The sequence below is a fragment of the Nocardia flavorosea genome, assembly GCF_015477805.1.
GTDB classification, from domain to species: Bacteria; Actinomycetota; Actinomycetes; order Mycobacteriales; family Mycobacteriaceae; genus Nocardia; species Nocardia flavorosea_A.
Window position 1 is genome coordinate 875,011 of record NZ_JADLQL010000002.1, and the last position, 19,645, is coordinate 894,655.

Consider the following 19,645-nt stretch of genomic DNA (forward strand, 5'->3'; position numbering starts at 1 on the left):
CGCATTCTCCGGCGATTCCCCGAAGCGCGCCAACACGCGGTCCGCCCGGACCGGCAACGAAAAGCATTCGAGACGGATGCCTGTTCGAGAGGCCGAACCAGTCGTCGTGCCCGGCGACCGCGAACACGTGGTGAATCGCGGACGCCGCACCCGAAATCATTTCCCGCAAATTGCCGGAGAATTATCGTCCGGGATCGATATCGAGTAATTGTCCGGAATTATGCGGAGAATACCGTTCCCGGCCGTACGGGGGATCGGCGCGCATACGCGGACCGGAGTCACCCGAACTCGGTGACTTTCCCCGCACCGCATACATCGCCCCTGGTCCGGGATCTTTTCCGCTGCTATGCTCCGACCACGAGGCGGGGAGTCCGAAGGGGGAAGGCGATGTCCGTACCAGATCTGGGGCAGCAAGCGGGGATTCGGTTGTACGAAGCCGCGCGGGCGGGAGAATTCCATATGTCGGCGGATGTCGCCCGGGAACTCGCCTCCTCCTGCGATCGGCTCGTGGAACGAGTGCAACAGGCCAGAACCGGCGCCGCGGACCTCACCCACGTAACCGGGTTCCCGGATCTACCCTCGGGCCGCGCGCTCGCAGCGGGATTCGGCGCGAAGGGCCGGCAATACCTCGAGGTACTCGACGCATTCGAGCAGGCCACCCTCCGGCACAAGGCGGCCTACCTGGCCGCTGCGGCTCTGTTCGAGGAGGCCGACGCGGCGAACAGCGCCGCTCTGGCCGCTGCGCTGGCGGATACCCCGTGGGATACGGCATCATGACGAAATACGCAGGGGTGCAAGCTAATTGAAACCATCCGGTCCGTACCGCATATCCCGCGGCCACGGGCCGACAGGCAAGGGGGCCGACCGTGACATATCAGGGGCAGGCCGGTACGACCGATACCGGCACCGATCCGGCCTACGTACCGGATCGTGAAGTGTTCGATGCCTATACCCATCAACAGATCTGGGACCTCGCCCACGAACGGCTGGCCCCGGCCGAGCTACTCCGGGCAGCCGATGCGTGGGGTCACGCCGCCGACACCTTGGAATCGGCGTTCGACGACCACGCCCGCGCAATCGGCCGGCTGTCCGGCGAATGGTCCGGTAGCGCGGCGGCCGCCGCCGCGCATGCCGCGACCGCGCTGGTACTCGCCGGCAGCGATACGGCCGGAGTCTGCCGGGTGCTCCGCCGGCTCATGACGGCGAATTCCGACGCCGCCGAATCGGTCCGGGCGGCCATCCCACCACCGCCGCAACCGTACCGGCCGGATCCGGACCCCGCCGTCGAAGCAGCAACGGGAGCACCGCGCCGCACGGCATACAACGCCGCGGCGGCCACAGCTACGGCAGCCGCCCAGGACGCCATGACCTTCGGTTACAACCCGACCATCGCGGCGAGCGGCGACAGCGTTCCCCGGTTCCCCGTCGTGGTCGCCGCGGCGCCGCAACAGCCGGGTGGTTCGGGGGGTCCGGGCCCACGTGAAACCACGGCGCCACCGAATACAGAGCCCGGGGGCACCGCCGGATCACGCCCCGGGACAACCGCGGGCACGGAACCCGAATCATCGCAGACCGATTCGCCGGGATCCCCGGCTTCGAACGGCGAGGAGGATACTCTCCCTGCCGGCGCGCCCGGTCTGCCCGGCGCGGAGCCGCAACCACTGCTCGGCAACAATCCGGCACCCCCGCAGACCCCGGGTGCAGTGGAGACGCAATCGCCGGATAAACCGACGGAAGAGGTATCACCGGGCGGCACCGCTTCACCGGACGACACCGCGGAATCACCGGACGACGCCTCGGGTTCACCAGGCGACGCCTCGGGATCACCAGACGACACCGCTCCACCGGACGACACCGCGGAATCACCAGGCGACGCCTCGGGTTCACCAGGCGACTCCGCAGCATCACCAGGCGAATCTCCGCGCCCGGCGAATGCTTCGGAATCCGAGACATCACAGTACGGGAACGCTACGGCACCCGCGGCCGGGTCGGTGCCGGACACTCGACCCGCCCACGCGGACCCTGCGATACAGCCTGCCGCGGCACCGGTCGATCGCGGGGTAGGCCCGGTCGGTGGCCCGGCTGCCACCGATCCCGCGCCGCGCCCGCCGGCCGGTCCGGTCGGCGGCACTCTCCCCTCGATCCCGGCGGCCCCGGGCCCGGCCCCGTCCGGCCCTGTTCCAACCCCGTCGCCCGGCGTGACGGGTGGTGGGGTCTCCGCTCCGGGGAACAGCAGCCCACCCGGCAACGTTTCCGGTCCCGGGCACCCACCGGTGACCAATACTCCTCAGCAGCGGTCTGCACCGGCGTTCCCCGAGCAGGCCACCGCCCGGCCCCCGGCGGGCCATACCGACGCGGTGGCCCGTCCGCCACAGCGCGTCGACCGGGAAGCCCTCGGCCCCGCGGGAACAGTGCCGGACAGGTCCGGAACGGAACGAGACGAACATCCGGGGCAACGGCCGCCGCGTCTGATGCCCGCCGGTGTGCCCCTGTCCTCCGCCGGTGGCGCACCCCCGGCCCGCCCGGCCGGATCCGAGCGGACCAGCCCCGGCTATCTACAGGCACGGAACGAGGAATTGACCGCGACCGATCCCAAGGTGCCCCCGGTCCTCGGCGAATACACCGATGCGGAACGAGCCGAACGCATCGACCCGGGTGGCGGGAGCCGCTGATGGAATGGGTGTTCACGCCGGACGAGTTCAGCTACATCTGGCAGACCGAGACAGGACTCGACCGGCGGCCCCACCCCATCGATCTCGCCCCGCGCGCCACCGCCGCCACCGAGAGCGCCCGGTCGGCGTTGGAGCTGGAACACCGCTTTCCGCCCAACGGCGATCCCGATCTCACCGGAACTCTGCGATTCCTCGCCCGGACCGATGTCACACGGGTGACCGTATTCGGGGACGATTTCGACGGAACGGGCAATCGCGGCGATCCCGTACTCGCGGTCGCGGTCGGATTCGGCAACTGGGGCGCACTGGTGCGCGCGCGGAACGGGGAGATCACCCTGATCGCCTGCCATGCCCGGACCGTCGGCAAACACCTGGTCGCCACCCTCGGCACGGCCCGGGCCGGGCGCCTGCCCGCGATGCGCGAACCCCGTGCCACGGTGCTCTGCCCGGAGCAGGGCCCCGGCGCTCCCGGCCCCGCGGAGATCCGGGCGCGCCGGCTGCGGGAAGCGCTGCACCGGCCGATCGACGCCCGCGGTTTCTTCACCATCACGATCGCGCCGGAGAATCCGATGTCGCCGCCACCGATCCATCGCACCTGGCTGGATTTCACCGGCGACGGGCGCTACCTGCTGGCCGCGGGTGCCGACCTGTCGCTCACCCCGGTCGGCGATGCCGGTCTGGCCGCCGAACTCACCCGGCTCGCACGCCTGCGCTGATCGGCGCAGCGTTCATTTCTGTTTGGCCGCGGCCTTCATCTTCTTCTTGAAGGCGCGGACCTCGAGCAAGGTCTCCCCATCGACGATATCGGCTGCCGAACGCCGCGATCCCGGCTCGGCGTAGTCACCGGCCGCCGCCTCCCAGCCGGACGGCCGGATATCGAGCTGTTTGCCCAGGAGGGCGAGAAAAATCCGGGCCTTCTGGTCGCCGTACCCCGGCAGCGCCTTCAGCCGACGCAGCACCTCTTTGCCGTCCGGATCGCCGGCGGTCCAGATCGCCGCCACATCACCGTCGTAATGTTCGATCACATAGCGGGCCAGATCCTGGATCCGCCGGGCCATGGACCGGCCGTAGCGGTGAATGGCGGGCGGGGTCGCCGCCATGTCCTCGAATTCGGCCTGATCCGCCGCCGCGATCGCATGGATATCCAGGCCGTCCATCCGGTCGGCGATCTTCTTCGGACCGCGGAAAGCGTGTTCGAGCGGGTACTGCTGGTCGAGCAGCATCCCGATCAGCAGCGCCAGCGAACTCTCCGACAACAGCCGGTCCGCCTCGGGTTCCTGCGCGAGACACAACTTGGCCATGGACTGCTCTCCTCACTGCGCTCATGCTCCGGACTACCAGCGATCATCCCACGGCACCGAGTTAGGCTCACCAGATGCCACACACGGCGATACACCCACCCACCACACTGGATGGACACGGACCCATGGACAGTTTCGGGTTACGCCCCGACCGATTCGATGCCGCCGGCCAGGATCAGCTGGTCGATATCCGCGACCTACAGGCGACGCTCCCCGGACTCGACCGGTTGCGGGACTGGGCGCACCAGGCACTCGCGCTGCAACCAGGTGAGCGGGCCGTGGATATCGGCTCCGGCACCGGCTCCGAGGTGATCGCCTTCGCGGCGGCGGTCGGCCCCACCGGTTTCGCCGCCGGGGTGGAACCCGACCCGCACCTGCTGGCCGCCGCCGAACGCCGGTCGGCCGAAGCACATTCGACCGCGACCTTCTACTCCGGCGACGCCTACGGTGTGCCGTTCGGCCCCGATACCTTCGACGCCGTCCTGTGCGAACGTGTCTTCCAGCACCTCACCGCACCCGGGCGCGCTGCCCGCGAGATCGCCCGGGTCCTGCGGCCGGGCGGTCGGGCGGTGGTGATGGATGCCGACTGGGGTTCGGCGATCGTGCACCCCGGCAACACCCGGGTGGTGCGCGAGGTCGTCGACACGCTGATATCGGCGACCACCAATCCCTATTCGGGCCGCCGATTGCAGGGTTTGCTCACCGCCGCGGGCCTGGAGATCGAGGGCACCGGGTCGCATGCGCTGGTCCAGGAGCGGTCGGTGGGCGCCGGCGCGCTGGTCAGCAGGATCTCCGCCATGGCGGTGGCGCGCCGGGTGATCACCGAGGCCGAACGTGAACAGTTGCTGGCCGACCTGGCCGCGGGCGCCGCGAGCGGCGATATCCACCTCTCGGTGACGATGTTCGCCGTGCACGCCCGCAAACCGGCCTAGCCCCCTACTTCAGCAGTTTCTCGGTCGCTGCCAGCAGCACGCAGGTCGCCAATCCGTCCATGGCCTGTTCCAGCTCCGGCAGCGCCGGGAAGCTGGGGGCGATCCGGATGTTCTTGTCGTCCGGGTCCTTCTTGTACGGGAAAGCCGACCCGGCGGCAGTCAGCGCGATACCGGCGTTCTTCGCCAGTTCGATGACCCGGGCCGCGGTGCCCTCCAGCACATCGAGGCTGACGAAATAACCGCCTTTCGGCTCGGTCCACGAGGCGACCTTGGACGAGCCGAGGCGTTCCTCGAGGATCCGAAGCACCAGCGCGAACTTCGGTTCCAAGATGGCGCGATGCTTCTGCATATGGGCCCGAACCCCGGCGGCATCGCTGAAGAACCGCAGATGACGCAGCTGGTTGATCTTGTCCGGGCCGATGCTCTTCTTCGACGCATGGCCCAGGTACCAGTTCAGGTTCTCGGTCGATGCGCCGAAAAAGCTCACCCCCGAACCGGCGAAGGTGATCTTCGAGGTGGAGGCGAAAACCAAGGGCCGGTGCGGGTTTCCCGCCGCCGCGGCGAGCCCGAGCACATCCAGCACCGGCGCGGCGGTATCGGTGAGCGGATGCACGGCGTAGGCGTTGTCCCAGAACAACCGGAAATCGGGCGCCGCGGCCGGCATCGAAACCAGTTCCCGCACGACCTCTTCGGAGAAGACCACACCGGTCGGGTTGGAGTAGTTGGGCACCGCCCACAAACCCTTGATCTGCGGGTCGGCGGCCAGCAGTTCGGCGATCATCCGGGTATCGGGCCCGTTGGGTCCCATCGGGACCGTGATCATCTCGAAGCCCAGCGCTTCGGTGATCGCGAAATGGCGGTCGTAGCCGGGGCTGGGGCACAGGAACTTCACCACCGGTTCGTCGGCCCACCGGCGCGGCGAATCGGGCAGGCCGTACAGGGTGGCGTAGGCGATGGTGTCATGCATCAGTTCGAGGCTGGCATTGTTACCGGCGATCAGATTGTCGACGCCGATACCGAGCAGTTCGCCGAAGATGGCACGTAGTTCCGGAAGCCCGTGCAGACCACCGTAGTTACGGCAGTCGGTACCGGTGCCGTCCCGGAAATCGCCGTCGCCGGGCAGCGAGAGCATTGCCGAGGAGAGCGCGAGTTGTTCCGGCGAAGGCTTTCCCCTGGTCAGATCGAGGGTGAGCGCAGCGGCCTGCAGTGTCGCGTAGTTCGCGGACTGGAGTTCGTGCTCGGCGGCGAGTTCCTCGGGACTCATCAAACCGATCTGGGTTTGCCGGGGCATCCTGGACAGCCTTTCCAACGACCTGGGAGTGAATGCACTTGCGGACGGCCGCTGGTGGCGGGCCGCCCCGAGCCACGTTACCCGGACGTCCACGACGGCCGGGAGGTGTTGGGATTCTCGGTTGATCCACGCTGCGCCGGGGTCGCGGTATCGCAGCGGGAACGCCGCGCTCACCGTGGTGGGCGGGGATCGAGCCCGCGGCGGTGGCGAACGTGGACGCGTCGCCGATCCGCCACTTCCGGTGTTTCAGGAACGCCGACGGGAAATATCATCGCGCGGGTTTCTCCGGTACGGCCGGTCGGCACCGGGCGAATAAGGGGACCCCGCGCACCCGGCAGAGCCCGTTGACCCTTGCTGCCTTCCGGCCCTGGGGGAGTTCACAGGATGCGCGCCGCGCGGGATCCGTGGGCCAGTGTAGCCGCACCCGCGGGCACCGCGCAGCCGGGGCCGCACCGCGGGGAGCACGAGACCGCCGGCGCGCAGGGGGCCGGAACAGAAAACGGCCCCGCCGGTGGAATGCTCCACCGCGGGGCCGACTGCGGAGGATGCGGGATTCGAACCCGCGAGGGCTGTTAACCCAACCCGCGTTCCAGGCGAGCGCCATAGGCCACTAGGCGAATCCTCCGCCGAGCAGCATACCCGCCACCCCGGCGCATCGTGAAAACGCCCGCTCATTCCGGCCGGCGCGAGCGGTCCGCCACCGCGACAACCCGGCGTCCATAGCACGAAACACTTTACCCCGCAAGATATCCAATGATTCAGCCCCGCTGAGCACTCAATTGTGACGGCCGTCGCGCCCGACCGCGACGACGGTGCCATTATGGGCGCCGTGGATCCCCAGGTGATCGAGATCGTTCAGAGTTCCCCGGCCTGGTGGCAGTCGTGGCTGCCGCTGCTCGGTTCGCTCGCGCTCGGTGGTGCGGCGGTTATCGCCGTACTGGTCAACAATCGGACGAACCGGGATGCGATCGCCGCCGCCGACGAGCGGGCCCAGCGGACACTGTCCGTCGCGTCCCAGCACCAGACCGTCAGCGCACAGCAGCAGGCCGATACCGCCCGGCTCCAGCTCGACGCCGCCCACCACCAGGTCGAATCCGCCCACGCCGTGGCCTTGGTCCAGGCAAGCGAGCACTGGCGACGGGATGCCGTCACCGGCGCCGTGGCCGATTCGCTGGGCATGTCCAGCCGGATCTGCCAGGCCCTGCGCCGCGACGAGGACTGGACCGACGAGCTGATCGGCGATCTGATCCACGACTTGGAAGCCGGCTCGGATCGGGCCAATGTGCTGCGGCTGGTCGGCTCGGATCCGCACTACAAACAGTGGCGCCGGCTGGCCGATACGCTCTCCGACGTACTGCTGTCCGCGCTCACCCTGCAGCGTAAGAAACTGCAGGACGCACCGCCGGAGGAGATCCGGGCGGCCCGCGACCACAAAACCCAGATGCTGGGCGAGGTACGCGTCGCCGAACGCGACCTCATCATCGCCACCCGCGAAGAGCTGGGCATCGACCCGAACTGACCTATCGGCAGGCCCTATGCGCGTCGCCGTCGCGCGAGAACGCCCGCGGCCGATCCGGCATCGGCCGTTGCGCCGGTATACGGCCGGGCCTCGGGCGGTGCCGGCTGGGGCGATCACCGAGCACGGGCGGTCGGGTTCGCCACCACGATCCCGAAAATCTGCATCGGATCCGGATCGCAAGGCCGTCGGCCCGCTGCTTCGACCGCCCGACGCCGCCGGGGGAAGATCGCGCCACTCGCCGGAAAACCCCGTGACGAACCCGGGCACCAGGACCTGGGCGGCCCCGGCCTCGGCTCGGCGCCGCCCGCGAAATCGGCTGGGCATCGGTGCCGTCTACACGAGGCCGGTCGTCGGAGTGGTTCCACCGGACGCGTGACGAATGAGACCGACTCCGGACAGTGCCTCCAGCAGATTCCGTCAGTCGCGTAGCCGAGGCAGTTCACGCAGGGCGTCTCGTAGGTGGCCGGCATAGACATCCGGATCGACGACACCGGGGTCGGCGTGCACCGAGAGGGTGACGGTCTGGCCCAGTCCGTGGATCCCGTGGGTGAGATGCATCACCGACCCGAGCGCCGGGAAGCCGCCGGTGAACCGTACCGGTGCGCCGCCGAACCGCAGATCCGCCGGTCCCCGGTTCACGCTGGAGACCACGGTATGCCCGGTGACCTGCTCAGGGATGCTGTCGATCGGATAATCGCGTACGTCCCGGCGCAACAGGAGCGGCGGCAATACCGCATCGACGGCGTCCTGCGCATCGAGCAGCGGATGCCGGGCGCGCTCGCGGCGAGCAGTCAGTTCCGCCGCGATCAGGGCAGCCCGGCGCCGTGGGTCCTGTTCGCCGGCGGCGAGGTCCACGCCGAGACTGCGATAGTTGTTCCGGACCCCGCGACGCGGCGGCAGCGCCATCGGCACCTGCGCCCCCAGCCGGGTGACCTGCGCACCGTACGCCCGCAGGTACCGCTCGACCGCGATCGATACCACCGTCAGACCCACCACGGTGACGCTGAGTCCGGGAACACGGAAATCGTCGGCCGGGCACACCAGTAACCGCACGGCATGCCCGGTCACCTCGGCGGGACCGTTGAGCGGCCCCGGCGGATATCCGGTCCCGGGCGGCGGCACCCGGCCCGCCGTGGTGAGCGCCGCGAGTTCGTTGCGCGCCCGGGCGGCGGCCATACCGCGTCGAACCGTACGGGCAATACCCACGGGCAGCGTCACGGCGGCGCGCAGCGATGCGAGAGGAACCGCTGGAATGCCCGGCGACCTGGCACCCCGGTCCGCCGGCAACCCACCGATGCGGGGCACCGGCGCGAATTCATCCGCGCCCGGGGGCCCGAGTGCCTGTTTCGCAGACGCGGGTCGCGCGGATCGACCACCCTTCGATTCCGGCTCGCCCGCGGCGGATACAGGCCGGCACTCCGCCGGCGCCGTTCCGGGCGGAGGGGTCTCTCCCACCGGCTCAGCCCCGGGCGACGCGGACCCGGCCTCCGGCGGGGTGGGTTCGGTGAACAGTGCCCGCGCGATCCGCGAAGCGCCGCGACCGTCGGCCAGTGCATGCGATATCTGCAGCACGACCACTGTCGCCGGTGAACCGCATACCGGTCCGTCGCGGACCTCACGGAAGATATGCAATCGCCAGGGTGACTCCCGCGCGTCCACGCCCGTGCCGGTCAGCCGGCCGACTGCGGCGAGTAGTTCCGGCCAGTGCGGCGCGGGGAGCCGGTGCTGTTCGATCTGCGCTGCCGCGGGCTCGGCGGGTATCCACCTCGGATAGGCCAGGCCCGTGGGGTCGTCGTGTAGGCGCAGCCGCAGTTCCGGGACGGCGGCGCAGCGTTGCAGTATTTCGGCGCGTAATGCGTTGTCCGTCCGGCCGGACTCCGTGAAGCAGTAGAGGAGGAACTGGTCGTTGCGGGTACGCCGGGACAGCCAGTACATGGTGGCGTCCGGGGCTGCCAGCGAGATCACCGCCCGACCCTAGCTGCCACCGCGTTCGCTCCCGAGACAGGCAAAGGCCCCGGGCCGATCCGCCCCGGGGCCGTACTGCCTGATATAGGGATAACCTCAGGCGCCGCGGAGATCTCCCGCCGACACGTCGGACAGGAACTCGGCCCATTCGCCGGGCGCGAAGGCCAGCACCGGCCCGTTTCCGCGATCCTTGGTATCCCGGACCGCCACGTTGCCGTCTACGAGAAATGCCACCTCCACGCAGTTCCCGTCCGGGCCACTGTATGAGCTTTTCCGCCACACAGCACCCGTCATATCCACCTTCACGGCACTGCACTCCTTCGCTGCGTCGATAACGATATTCGTATCCTGCATAGTTCTCGAACTAGCTGGCATTCGGCGAGTAACACCGAATACTTTCGATGCACGCGCAGATAGCGAGCAAAATTCCGGTTTGCCGGGTTCGGTCTATCGGACTCGCACTGTCCGCGAACACACCTAACGCGGTGACTCAAACCCCTTGTGAGCGGCCCCGCATCGGGAAGACTAGCAGGTTCACAGCTAATTTGCCCACCTCTTGCCAACCGAACCAATAGCCTTGCCAATTCCGCTAAGATGCGCCATTGCCACGCAATTGCGGACTTATAAGGATGACTTTGCTCGAAAATGTCCGGAATGGTCTGGACGGAATGGTCCGGAAACTCCGGACGTGATTGTTACGTGATCGCTTATTCATCCGATGTCAATCCCCCTGACGCACACTCCCGGCGCATGGAGCGCAATGATGGCCGCATGCCCGAACGCGATCGCGACGATCAGGGACGCGCCACCAATGCCCGGCCACGCGACCGGCTGGGACGCCCGCTACCGCCGGGTTCGCCCGGAGTCCCGCGCATCCCCGACGATCTGGACCTCCCGCCCGGCGAGGCACTCGCCTATGCGCAGCAACTCCTGGACCAGGGGTTGGCCTTCAACGCCCACGAGGTGCTGGAATCGGTCTGGAAGAACGGCCCGGCCGCGGAACGCATGCTGTGGCAGGGCCTCGCGCAGTACGCGGTCGGGCTGACTCATATCCAGCGCGGCAATCCGAAGGGCGCCCGGACACTGCTGCGCCGCGCGCTCGAGCGCATCCGGGCATTCGATCCGGCCGCCGCCGGCCATCCCGCCGGCGCGCTCCCCTACGGTCTCGACGGCCCGGGCCTCATCGCCCATGCCGAAGTGCTGCTGGCCGAACTGGACGAACAGGTGCCGACGCGACCGGGAACACCCACATCCCCCACCGAACGCGCCGGTCTCATGCCCCGCCTCACCGGCGACCTACCATGACGGCGATGCCCACCGACCCCGTGCCCAGCACGCCCGCCACCGGCGCCGGCCGGTACGCCCCGAGCCCCTCGGGCGATCTGCACCTCGGCAATTTGCGGACCGCGCTGCTGGCGTGGTTGTTCGCCCGCAGCACCGGCCGCCGTTTCGTACTCCGCGTCGACGACCTGGACCGCGTACGGCCCGGGGCCGAAGAACGACAGATCGCCGATCTCGCCGCCCTCGGCATCGACTGGGACGGCCCGGTACTGCACCAGTCGGATCGGCTGGGACGTTACGACTCGGCGGTCGGCCGGCTCACCGAAGCCGGCCTGACCTACGAATGCTTCTGCACCAGAAAAGAGATCCAGCAGGCCACCACCGCCCCACACGGCCCGCAGGGCGCCTACCCGGGCACCTGCCGCGACCTGACCCCCGCCGAACGCGAGGCACGTCGCGCCACCGGACGCCCGGCCGCGATCCGGTTGCGGGCCGGGCGTCCCGATTTCGAGATCACCGACCGCCTGCACGGAAAGTATCGCGGACCGGTGGACGATCTCGTGCTGCGCCGCGGCGACGGGATCCCGGCCTACAACCTGACGGTCGTGATCGACGATGCCGAACACGGTATCGACCAGGTCGTGCGCGGCGACGATCTGCTGCCCTCCACCCCGCGGCAGGCCTACCTCGCCACCCTGCTCGGACTTGCCGTCCCCGAGTACGCGCACGTCCCGCTGGTGCTGAACACGGCCGGACAGCGACTGGCCAAACGGGACGGCGCCGTCACGCTCGCCGATCGGCGCCACCACGGCGACTCCGTACGCGATGTGGTGGCCATGTTGGCTGCGTCACTGGGATTGTCCGGTGGCAGCGCGGACGAACTGCTCACCGGATTCGATCCCGACCGGCTGCCGCGGACCCCGTGGATACTGGACCCCGACAGCTTGGTATGCGCGGCCGGCGGTCCGTAATCTGGCCTGCGACCGGGTCTTTACGATTTTCGAGTTCAGGCAGGCGAGATGACCAGTGGCGGGTACGACCCCAGCAACCACCCCCAGGCCGGACAGCCGTACGGGCAGCCGCCGCAGTACGGCGCCCCCGGACCGTACGCACCGCCCCCGGGCCCGCCCGGGCAGCAACCACAACCGCCGCATCCTTACGGGCAGCAGCCCCCGCCTCCCCCTCCGCAACCCGAGCGGCCGCTGTATCAGCAGACCGTGCACCCGCAGCCGCAGTACGGCGGCCACCGGTACGGCCAGTTCGATCCCGCTTTCGGCGTACCCGGCAAGGTGTGGCCCCGATTCACCGCCCGGCTGATCGACAACCTCATCGTCGGGCTCCCACTGGCGATCCTGCTGAATTTCGTCATCATGCCGAATATGAGCGGTCTGTCCGGTATGTCGGTCAGCTACGCGATCGTCTTCGCCGCGGTCCTGCTGTACTTCGTGCTGATGGAGAGCCGGACCGGCGCCACCCTGGGCAAGAAGATCATCGGGCTCAAGGTCGTAGCGCCCAACGGCGCACCCACCGTCCCGCCGCTGGTCGCCCTGAAACGTAATGTCTACCTGGCCGTATCGATCATCCCGTGCGTCGGCTGGCTGGCCGGATTCGCGCTGACCATCTACATGGGCGCCACCATGGACAAGGACCCCAACAAGCAGGGGTGGCACGACAAGCTCGCCGGCGGAACCCACGTCCTCGAGGCCTGAACGGGGTACCGGCTAGGACGCGGCGAAGATCAGCACCATGTACAACACCCAGAGCACGATCCAGCCGACACCGACCCAGATCCCGGCCAAGGCCATTCCGCGACCCTGCTGACCGTTCTCCCGGATCTGGCCGAGCGCGATCACGCCCATGATGATTCCGGCAATCGCCCCGATACCGCAGCCGACCCCCACCAGTGAGGCGATCAGCGAGGCGATCGCCAATCCGTTGGTGCCGTTGGCCGCCGGATAGCCGTAGGGCTGATAGCCCATCGGATATCCCGGTCCGGGAGGCGTGCCCGGGTACGACGGATTCGCGGGATACGCGGGCATCGCCGGATAAGGGCTGGGCTGCGGGGCCGGTGTGGGCGGTACCCCGTACGTCGGGGTCGCGGGCGGCGGCGTGGGAGCGGGCGCCGGAGCCGAGGGGTACGACGGATAACTGAACGGTTCGCCCGCGGACGGCTGCGCGTTCGCGGGGTCCGACGATACGCCCGACCCCCCGTACTGCTTCCACCATTCGTCGGAGTTGCCGGGGTTCGTCATGCCTACACCCTATTCGAGAGTTTGATTGGATAGCCGGGTGGAAGAGTCGAACAAACCCCCGTTACCCGGCAAGTCTGGACACCCCGCGCCCCAGCATGTGGCATTCGCCCAGGTGGCGCGGGGGTACTACACGCCGATCGTCGTGTTGTTCACGGCAACACTGCTCATTTCCAATATCTGCGCGACCAAGGGCGTGCAGTTCTTCTCCGGTAGTTCGCTGAGCCTGGGCCCCCTCGAGATCCTGCCCATCACCACCGACGCCGCGTTCTTCCTGTTCCCCCTGGCCTACGTCGTCGGCGATGTGCTGAGCGAGGTCTACGGATTCCGGGCCACCCGGCATGCCGTGTTCTACGGCTTCACCGCACTGCTGCTCATGGTGGTGTGCTTCGCCGTGGCCATCCAGTTGCCGCCGGCGGTGTTCTACGAGAACCAGGAGGCGTTCCGCAGCGTTATCGGCACCACCCCGCAACTGGTGGCGGCCGGGCTCGCAGGCTATGTCGTCGGCCAGTTGCTCAACTCCGCGACCCTGGTGCTGATCAAGGAACGAACCCGTGAGAAGCACCTGTGGGCCCGCCTGATCGGTTCGACGGTCGTCGGCGAACTCGCCGACACCCTGATCTTCTGCTCCATCGCCGCCACCGCGATCGGTATCGACAGCTGGGGCCAGTTCGTCAACTACGTCATCATCGGTTTCCTGTGGAAAACCCTGGTCGAAGTCCTGATGCTCCCGGTCACCTATCAAGTCATCGGCCGGCTCAAAAAGCACGAACCCACCTACGCCCCCAGCGGAACCACCCCGTTGCGTTCCTGATCCGCCCCGTTGCCCCCGGCCTCCTGCCGGGGGCAACGGGTACCGCGCAGCTCAGGGCGCAGTGATCCGCCCCTGCCAGCGTCCCATCGTCGCCGCCCGGAACTCGTCGAAATACCCACCGTCGATACTGGCCCGGATCCGGTCCACCAGTCGAATCGTGAAACGCTCGTTGTGGATCGTGCACAGGGTCGAAGCCAGCATCTCCTTGGCCTTGAACAGGTGATGGATATAGGCGCGGGTGTAGTGCGCGCAGGTATAGCAGTCGCAGGTTTCGTCGATCGGCGTGAAATCCCGTTTGAATCGCAGGGTATCGATATTGAACCGGCCCGCGTCCACATAGATCCCACCGTTGCGTCCCACCCGGGACGGATTCACACAGTCGAAGGTGTCTGCGCCCGCCTCGATCGCGGCGAACATATCCTCCGGTTCGCTGATTCCCAGCATATGGCGCGGTTTGTCCTCGGGCAGCTCGTCACAGCACCAGCCGACGATGGTGCCGAGATTGTGTTTCTCCAGCGCGCCGCCGATACCGTAGCCGTCGAATTCGGTGCCCTCGCAGCCACGAATCTCGGCGAGATCGCGCGACGCCTTTCGCCGTAGGTCCTCGTACTGCGCGCCCTGCACGACCGCGAACAGCGCCTGGTAGGGCCGGTGGGTGCGGGCAGCGGTGAGCCGTTCGTGCTCGTCGATGCAGCGCTGCGCCCACCGGTGGGTGCGCTGCACCGATTTCTCCTGGTAGCCACGGGTGTTCATCAACGTGGTGAGTTCGTCGAAGGCGAACATGATGTCGGCGCCCAACTGATGCTGGATACCCATGGAAACCTCGGGGGTGAACCGGTGTTTCGACCCGTTCAGATGCGACCGGAAGGTGACCCCTTCGTCGTCCACGGTGGCCAGCCGTTCCTTGCCCTTGGCGATCACATCGTCGTTCTGTACGTCGACGGTTTCCATCGCCAGCACCTTCTTGAACCCGACGCCCAGCGACATGACCTGAAAACCGCCGCTGTCGGTGAAGGTGGGTCCGGGCCAGTTCATGAACGCCGCCAGCCCACCGGCCTCGTCGACGATATCGGGGCCGGGCTGCAGATACAGGTGGTAGGCGTTGGCGAGCAGAGCCTGCGCCCCGAGGTCGCTCATCGCCTCGGGCAGTACGGCTTTCACCGTAGCCTTGGTGCCCACCGGGATGAACGCGGGCGTGGCGACGGGACCGTGCGGGGTCTGGATGACTCCCGTTCGGCCGTGCCGGCCGTCGAGGCGGGTACCGATACTGAAGGAGAAGCCGGCGCTGTCGGACACGCCCGCCATCCTCGCAGGCCCTGGTTCGGGCAGTGTTCATCGGGCCTGCTCCGCTGCCGCCCCCGGGCCTGACCCGCTCAGGCTGTGTCGATGAGCCTGAGCGAGGGCCCTACGTGGTCACGCTTCGCTGCCGCCTCCGGGCCTGACCCGCTCAGGCCTCGACCGCGGCCGCCGCGAACTGCGCGCTGTAGAGGCGGTAGTACGCTGCCTGCCGGGCCAGCAGTTCGTCGTGGGTGCCCTGTTCCACGATATGGCCGTCCTCCATCACCACGATCAGGTCGGCGTCGCGAATGGTGGAGAGCCGATGGGCGATGACGAAGCTGGTGCGGTCACGGCGTAGTTCCGCCGTGGCCTGCTGCACCAGCAGTTCGGTGCGGGTGTCCACGGAGCTGGTGGCTTCGTCCAGTACCAGGATGGTGGGTTTGGCGAGGAACGCGCGGGCGATGGTGATGAGCTGTTTCTCGCCCGCGCTGACACCGGTGCCTTCTTCGTCGATCACGGTGTCGTAACCGGCGGGCAGGGAGTGCACGAAACGGTCGACGTAGGCGGCTCGGGCGGCGGCGAGGATATCTTCCTCGCCCGCGTCCGGGTCGCCGTAGGCGATGTTCTCCTTGATGGTGCCCTTGAACAGCCAAGTGTCCTGCAGCACCATCCCGATCCGGGAGCGCAGCCGGTCGCGGCCGATGGCGGTGATATCGACCCCGTCGATACTGATCGTGCCGGAGTCCAGTTCGTAGAACCGCAGCAGCAGATTGACCAGCGTGGTTTTCCCGGCGCCTGTGGGCCCGACGATGGCCACCACGTGTCCCGGTTCGGCCACCAGCGAAAGGTTCTCGATCACCGGGGTTTCGGGTTCGTACCGGAAGCCGACGCCGTCGAATTCCACCCGCCCGCGCTCGAGCGGCGTGGCGGCTTCGTGCGCCGGATCAGGGCTCTGTTCCGCGGCATCGAGGATCTCGAAGATCCGCTCGGCGGAGGCCACGCCCGATTGCAGCAGGTTCGCCATGGCGCCGATCTGGGTGAGCGGCTGGCTGAACTGGCGCGAGTACTGGATGAACGCCTGCACCTCGCCCAGCGACAGCTGACCGGAGGCGACCCGCAGCCCACCGATCAACGCGACCAGTACATAGTTCAGATTCCCCAGGAACATCGACGACGGCATGATCAGCCCGGAGATGAACTGGGCCTTGTAGCTGGACCGGAACAGATGCTCGTTGCGCTCGTCGAATTCGGCGCCGACCTGCTTGCTGCGGCCGAAGGCGGTAACCACCTCGTGCCCGGTGTAGGCCTCCTCCACCTGGGCGTTCACCAATCCGGTGTACTTCCACTGGTCCACGAAATGCGGTTTCGAGCGTTTGGCGATCTGCGCGGTCACGATGATCACCGCGGGCACGGTGAGCAGGGCGATCAACGCGAGCAGCCAGGAGATCCAGAACATCATCCCGAGAATGCCGAGCACAGTGAGCAGCGAGATCAACAGCTGGCTCATCGTCTGCTGCAGGCTCTGCGAGATATTGTCCACATCGTTGGTGACGCGGCTGAGCACATCGCCGCGAGGTGCGGAATCGAAATAGCTCAGCGGCAGCCGGTGGATCTTGTCCTCCACCTCGGCGCGCAGCCTCTTGATGGTGCGGTTGATCAGGTTGTTGAGCAGGTAGGCCTGCAACCAGCCGAACAAGGCTGCGCCCAGGTACAGCACCAGCACCAGGATCAGCACCCGGCCGACGGCGTCGAAGTCGATTCCGGTACCCGGAACGACCGCCATCCCCGACAGCATGTCGGCGAAGGTATCCTGACCTTGGGCGCGCAAGCCGGCGATGGCCTCTTCTTTGCTCAACCCGGCGGGCAGTTGCCGGCCGACGACACCGTCGAAGATCAGGTTGGTGGCCTTGCCCAGCAGATAGGGCCCGGCGATGTTGAGCACCACCGAGACGACGCCGAGGGCGATGATGATCGCCACCAGCATGCGTTCCGGGGCGAGCCGGCCCACCAGCCGCTTCAGTGAGGGTTTGAACGATTTCGGTTTCGCATCGGGGGCTCCCGGCGTACCCGGTCTCATCGCGCTTCCTCCACACTCAGCTGGGACTCCACGATTTCCCGGTACTCGGCGCAGTCACCGACCAGCTGGTCGTGGGTGCCGAGGCCGACCATGGCGCCGTCCTCGAGGACCACGATCTGGTCGGCGTCGCGGATGGTAGCGATCCGCTGGGCCACGATGATCACCGCGGCGTTCGCCGTTTCCGGCCGCAGGGCCGCCCGCAGCCGCGCGTCGGTGGCGACGTCGAGTGCGGAGAAGGAATCGTCGAACAGATACACCCGCGGCGTGCGCACCAGGGCGCGGGCGATGGCCAGCCGCTGCCGCTGCCCGCCCGAGACCGTGGTCCCGCCCTGCGCGACCGGTGTTTCGAGGCCCTGCGGCATGGCGCGGACGAAGTCGGCGGCCTGGGCGATCTCCAGGCATCGCCACAGTTGCTCGTCGGTGGCGTCCGGGTCGCCGTAGCGCAGATTGCTCGCCACGGTGCCGGAGAACAGGTAGCCCTTCTGCGGTACCAGCGCGATCCGGGACCGCAGCTCGTTCAGGTCGAGGTCGCGGACATCGGTGCCGCCGAGCAGGACGGCGCCCTCGGTGGCATCCATCAGCCGCGGGATCAGATTCAACAGGGTGGTCTTACCCGCGCCCGTCGAGCCGACGATCGCGGTGGTCTGGCCGGGTTCCACCCGGAAATCGATACCGCGCAGCACCGGCTTTTCCGCCCCCGGGTAGCTGAACCCGGCGTCACGCACCCGCACATGGGCCGGATCACCCTGGAACGGCTGCGGTTGCTCGGGTGAGCGCACCGACGGTTCGGTGCTCAGCACCTCCGAGATCCGGTCCGCCGAGACCGCGGCGCGCGGCGCCATCATGGCCAGGAACGAGGCCATCATGACCGCCATCAGGATCTGCATGATGTAGGACAGCATCGCTGTCAGCGATCCGATCTGCATCTCGCCGGCGTCGATCGCCTTTCCACCGAACCAGATCACGGCGACCGAGGTGATATTGCTGATCAGCATGACCGTCGGGAACATCAACGCCATCAAGCGGCCGACCCGCACCGAGATATCGGTCAACTCGGTATTGGCGACCTCGAACCGCCAGATCTCGAGCCGTTCGCGGACGAACGCGCGCACGACCCGGATACCGGTGATCTGCTCGCGCAGCACCCGGTTGACCTCGTCGAGCCGGGTCTGCATCAGGCGGAAGGCGGGCACCATCCGGGCGATGATCAAACCCATACTCAACGCCAGCGCGGGCACCGCGATCAGCAGCAGCCAGGACAGGCCGAGATCTTCACGCAGCGCCATCACGATGCCGCCGACGCACATGATCGGCGCCATCACCGCCACGGTCGAGGCCATGACGACGAGCAACTGCACCTGCTGCACATCGTTGGTGTTGCGGGTGATCAGCGACGGCGCGCCGAACATGCCCATCTCCCGCGCCGAGAAGGTGTTCACCCGGTGCAGCAGTGCGGCGCGCAGATCGCGGCCCGCGCCCATCGCGGCCTGCGCGGCGAGCAGGACCGAGGAGGCGGACGCGACGATCTGCACCGCCGATACGGCCAGCATCCGCAGGCCCGCGGTCCAGATATAGCCGATATCGCCTTTGGTGATGCCCTCGTCGATCAGGTCGGCGTTCAGGCTGGGCAGGTACAGCATGGCGATCACGGAGATCAGCTGCAGCACCACGATGCCGGCCAGCTGTTTCCGGTACGGGACGAGGAAGTCGCGCAGCAGTCCGATCAGCATGATGATCGAACGCTACCGTCTGTTTTCGCGGATCGCCCGGTAATTTCGGGCGGGTCCGGTGGGGCCGGATCGCCGGGTTCCCGGCGCGCCCAGGCGCCCGGGTCGGCGGTGAGGTCCGCCACGAAATCCGGTAGGGCACCGCCGGCGATATCGGCCAATGTCACGTTCTCCAGGACGGCCCGGATGTTCACACGTAATGCGATCCACACCTGCTGCAGCGGTTCGGCGGGCCCCGGGTAGCGCACCTCTTCGGGACGCATCCCGCGTACCGACGCGAGGGGTCCCTCGATCGCCCGGATGACATCGGCGATCGAGATATCGCGCGCCGCGCGGGCCAGCCGGTAGCCACCGTCGGGTCCGCGCCGGCTCGTGACCAGTCCGGCACGGCGCAGTTCGGCGAGAACGCTCTCCAGCACTTTGGGCGCGATCTGCTGGGCGGCGGCGATGGCCTCCGCTTTCACGGCCGCGGCTTGATCGGCCGCCGTGATCTCGAGCAGTGTGCGCACGGCATGGTCCACCTTCGCGGTGATGTGCAC

The 19,645-nt window shown here is 67.8% G+C and carries 18 protein-coding genes, 1 tRNA gene and 1 other RNA gene; 9 read left to right on the plus strand and 11 right to left on the minus strand.

Annotation, left to right across the window (positions count from 1 at the left end; all coding sequences use genetic code 11):
- Positions 1 to 387: 387 nt before the first annotated feature.
- The 3 genes from IU448_RS12935 to IU448_RS12945 all read left to right on the plus strand — a co-directional run bounded on the left by IU448_RS12935 (position 388) and on the right by IU448_RS12945 (position 3,388).
- The gene (locus tag IU448_RS12935; protein ID WP_195055772.1) at positions 388 to 777 is read left to right on the plus strand and encodes a hypothetical protein; all 390 of its coding nucleotides are present in this window, start codon (positions 388 to 390) and stop codon (positions 775 to 777) included.
- A gap of 89 nt (positions 778 to 866) precedes the next feature.
- Positions 867 to 2,672: a WXG100 family type VII secretion target gene (locus IU448_RS12940; RefSeq protein ID WP_195055773.1), complete on the plus strand. Its 1,806-nt coding sequence runs from the start codon at positions 867 to 869 to the stop codon at positions 2,670 to 2,672.
- Positions 2,672 to 3,388 (plus strand): ESX secretion-associated protein EspG, encoded by a 717-nt coding sequence (locus IU448_RS12945; RefSeq protein ID WP_195055774.1) that lies wholly within the window; start codon positions 2,672 to 2,674, stop codon positions 3,386 to 3,388. Before IU448_RS12940 ends, IU448_RS12945 begins: the two co-directional genes overlap by 1 nt.
- Positions 3,389 to 3,400: 12 nt before the next feature.
- Here the strand turns inward: IU448_RS12945 and IU448_RS12950 are convergent, their stop codons facing one another.
- Complete coding sequence (locus IU448_RS12950; protein ID WP_195055775.1) at positions 3,401 to 3,973, minus strand: HhH-GPD-type base excision DNA repair protein; 573 nt, start codon at positions 3,971 to 3,973, stop codon at positions 3,401 to 3,403.
- Between the two features lie 125 nt (positions 3,974 to 4,098).
- On the opposite strand from IU448_RS12950, the gene IU448_RS12955 reads away from it, so the two are divergent.
- On the plus strand, positions 4,099 to 4,905 hold the full coding sequence (locus IU448_RS12955) for a methyltransferase domain-containing protein (protein ID WP_195055776.1): 807 nt from the start codon (positions 4,099 to 4,101) through the stop codon (positions 4,903 to 4,905).
- A gap of 4 nt (positions 4,906 to 4,909) precedes the next feature.
- On the opposite strand, the gene IU448_RS12960 is transcribed toward IU448_RS12955, so the two are convergent.
- The 3 genes from IU448_RS12960 to IU448_RS12970 form a co-directional block, all read right to left on the minus strand.
- Positions 4,910 to 6,196 carry an aminotransferase class I/II-fold pyridoxal phosphate-dependent enzyme gene (locus tag IU448_RS12960; protein WP_195055777.1) on the minus strand — a complete coding sequence of 429 codons (1,287 nt, stop codon included), beginning with the start codon at positions 6,194 to 6,196 and terminating at the stop codon, positions 4,910 to 4,912.
- A 312-nt stretch (positions 6,197 to 6,508) separates the two neighbouring features.
- Positions 6,509 to 6,603: signal recognition particle sRNA small type (ffs, locus tag IU448_RS12965), an RNA gene on the minus strand.
- Between the two features lie 132 nt (positions 6,604 to 6,735).
- Positions 6,736 to 6,821, minus strand: a tRNA-Ser gene (locus IU448_RS12970).
- Positions 6,822 to 6,977: 156 nt separating this feature from the next.
- Here IU448_RS12970 and IU448_RS12975 point away from each other — a divergent pair.
- A complete protein-coding gene (locus IU448_RS12975) occupies positions 6,978 to 7,715 on the plus strand; it encodes a hypothetical protein (protein WP_195055778.1) in 738 nt (245 codons plus the stop codon).
- Between the two features lie 417 nt (positions 7,716 to 8,132).
- Here the strand turns inward: IU448_RS12975 and IU448_RS12980 are convergent, their stop codons facing one another.
- Both IU448_RS12980 and IU448_RS12985 read right to left on the minus strand, forming a co-directional pair.
- On the minus strand, positions 8,133 to 9,680 hold the full coding sequence (locus IU448_RS12980) for a wax ester/triacylglycerol synthase domain-containing protein (protein ID WP_195055779.1): 1,548 nt from the start codon (positions 9,678 to 9,680) through the stop codon (positions 8,133 to 8,135).
- A gap of 96 nt (positions 9,681 to 9,776) precedes the next feature.
- Positions 9,777 to 10,055 (minus strand): DUF397 domain-containing protein, encoded by a 279-nt coding sequence (locus IU448_RS12985; protein ID WP_324188582.1) that lies wholly within the window; start codon positions 10,053 to 10,055, stop codon positions 9,777 to 9,779.
- 396 nt (positions 10,056 to 10,451) lie between these two features.
- Between IU448_RS12985 and IU448_RS12990 the strand changes: the two genes are divergently transcribed.
- Genes IU448_RS12990 through IU448_RS13000 form a run of 3 tightly spaced genes read left to right on the plus strand, consistent with a single transcriptional unit; the run spans position 10,452 to position 12,670 of the window.
- Positions 10,452 to 10,985 (plus strand): DUF309 domain-containing protein, encoded by a 534-nt coding sequence (locus tag IU448_RS12990; RefSeq protein WP_195055781.1) that lies wholly within the window; start codon positions 10,452 to 10,454, stop codon positions 10,983 to 10,985.
- On the plus strand, positions 10,982 to 11,932 hold the full coding sequence (gene gluQRS / locus IU448_RS12995) for a tRNA glutamyl-Q(34) synthetase GluQRS (RefSeq protein ID WP_195055782.1): 951 nt from the start codon (positions 10,982 to 10,984) through the stop codon (positions 11,930 to 11,932). Before IU448_RS12990 ends, gluQRS begins: the two co-directional genes overlap by 4 nt.
- Before the next feature lie 48 nt (positions 11,933 to 11,980).
- Positions 11,981 to 12,670: an RDD family protein gene (locus IU448_RS13000; protein ID WP_195055783.1), complete on the plus strand. Its 690-nt coding sequence runs from the start codon at positions 11,981 to 11,983 to the stop codon at positions 12,668 to 12,670.
- A 12-nt stretch (positions 12,671 to 12,682) separates the two neighbouring features.
- Here the strand turns inward: IU448_RS13000 and IU448_RS13005 are convergent, their stop codons facing one another.
- A complete protein-coding gene (locus tag IU448_RS13005) occupies positions 12,683 to 13,213 on the minus strand; it encodes a DUF4190 domain-containing protein (protein WP_195055784.1) in 531 nt (176 codons plus the stop codon).
- A gap of 37 nt (positions 13,214 to 13,250) precedes the next feature.
- On the opposite strand from IU448_RS13005, the gene IU448_RS13010 reads away from it, so the two are divergent.
- Complete coding sequence (locus IU448_RS13010; protein WP_195055785.1) at positions 13,251 to 14,024, plus strand: queuosine precursor transporter; 774 nt, start codon at positions 13,251 to 13,253, stop codon at positions 14,022 to 14,024.
- Between the two features lie 51 nt (positions 14,025 to 14,075).
- On the opposite strand, the gene tgt is transcribed toward IU448_RS13010, so the two are convergent.
- The 4 genes from tgt to IU448_RS13030 form a co-directional block, all read right to left on the minus strand.
- A complete protein-coding gene (gene tgt / locus IU448_RS13015; RefSeq protein ID WP_195055786.1) occupies positions 14,076 to 15,329 on the minus strand; it encodes a tRNA guanosine(34) transglycosylase Tgt in 1,254 nt (417 codons plus the stop codon).
- A 142-nt stretch (positions 15,330 to 15,471) separates the two neighbouring features.
- Positions 15,472 to 17,379, minus strand: a complete 1,908-nt coding sequence (locus tag IU448_RS13020) for an ABC transporter ATP-binding protein (protein WP_195055787.1) — start codon at positions 17,377 to 17,379, stop codon at positions 15,472 to 15,474.
- Complete coding sequence (locus tag IU448_RS13025; protein WP_195055788.1) at positions 17,376 to 19,109, minus strand: ABC transporter ATP-binding protein; 1,734 nt, start codon at positions 19,107 to 19,109, stop codon at positions 17,376 to 17,378. The genes IU448_RS13020 and IU448_RS13025 overlap by 4 nt, the downstream gene beginning before the upstream one ends.
- Positions 19,103 to 19,645, minus strand: coding sequence for an RrF2 family transcriptional regulator (locus IU448_RS13030; RefSeq protein WP_195055789.1), 543 nt, complete (start codon positions 19,643 to 19,645; stop codon positions 19,103 to 19,105). The genes IU448_RS13025 and IU448_RS13030 overlap by 7 nt, the downstream gene beginning before the upstream one ends.

Excerpts from the sequence above, each read along its gene's own strand:
- IU448_RS12935 (WP_195055772.1), top strand. The coding sequence starts at position 388 with ATGTCCGTACCAGATCTGGGGCAGCAAGCGGGGATTCGGTTGTACGAA.
- IU448_RS12945 (WP_195055774.1), top strand. The coding sequence starts at position 2,672 with ATGGAATGGGTGTTCACGCCGGACGAGTTCAGCTACATCTGGCAGACC.
- IU448_RS12950 (WP_195055775.1), bottom strand. The coding sequence starts at position 3,973 with ATGGCCAAGTTGTGTCTCGCGCAGGAACCCGAGGCGGACCGGCTGTTG.
- IU448_RS12955 (WP_195055776.1), top strand. The coding sequence starts at position 4,099 with ATGGACAGTTTCGGGTTACGCCCCGACCGATTCGATGCCGCCGGCCAG.
- IU448_RS12960 (WP_195055777.1), bottom strand. The coding sequence starts at position 6,196 with ATGCCCCGGCAAACCCAGATCGGTTTGATGAGTCCCGAGGAACTCGCC.
- IU448_RS12985 (WP_324188582.1), bottom strand. The coding sequence starts at position 10,055 with ATGCCAGCTAGTTCGAGAACTATGCAGGATACGAATATCGTTATCGAC.
- IU448_RS12990 (WP_195055781.1), top strand. The coding sequence starts at position 10,452 with ATGCCCGAACGCGATCGCGACGATCAGGGACGCGCCACCAATGCCCGG.
- gluQRS (WP_195055782.1), top strand. The coding sequence starts at position 10,982 with ATGACGGCGATGCCCACCGACCCCGTGCCCAGCACGCCCGCCACCGGC.
- IU448_RS13000 (WP_195055783.1), top strand. The coding sequence starts at position 11,981 with ATGACCAGTGGCGGGTACGACCCCAGCAACCACCCCCAGGCCGGACAG.
- IU448_RS13005 (WP_195055784.1), bottom strand. The coding sequence starts at position 13,213 with ATGACGAACCCCGGCAACTCCGACGAATGGTGGAAGCAGTACGGGGGG.
- tgt (WP_195055786.1), bottom strand. The coding sequence starts at position 15,329 with ATGGCGGGCGTGTCCGACAGCGCCGGCTTCTCCTTCAGTATCGGTACC.
- IU448_RS13020 (WP_195055787.1), bottom strand. The coding sequence starts at position 17,379 with ATGAGACCGGGTACGCCGGGAGCCCCCGATGCGAAACCGAAATCGTTC.
- IU448_RS13025 (WP_195055788.1), bottom strand. The coding sequence starts at position 19,109 with ATGCTGATCGGACTGCTGCGCGACTTCCTCGTCCCGTACCGGAAACAG.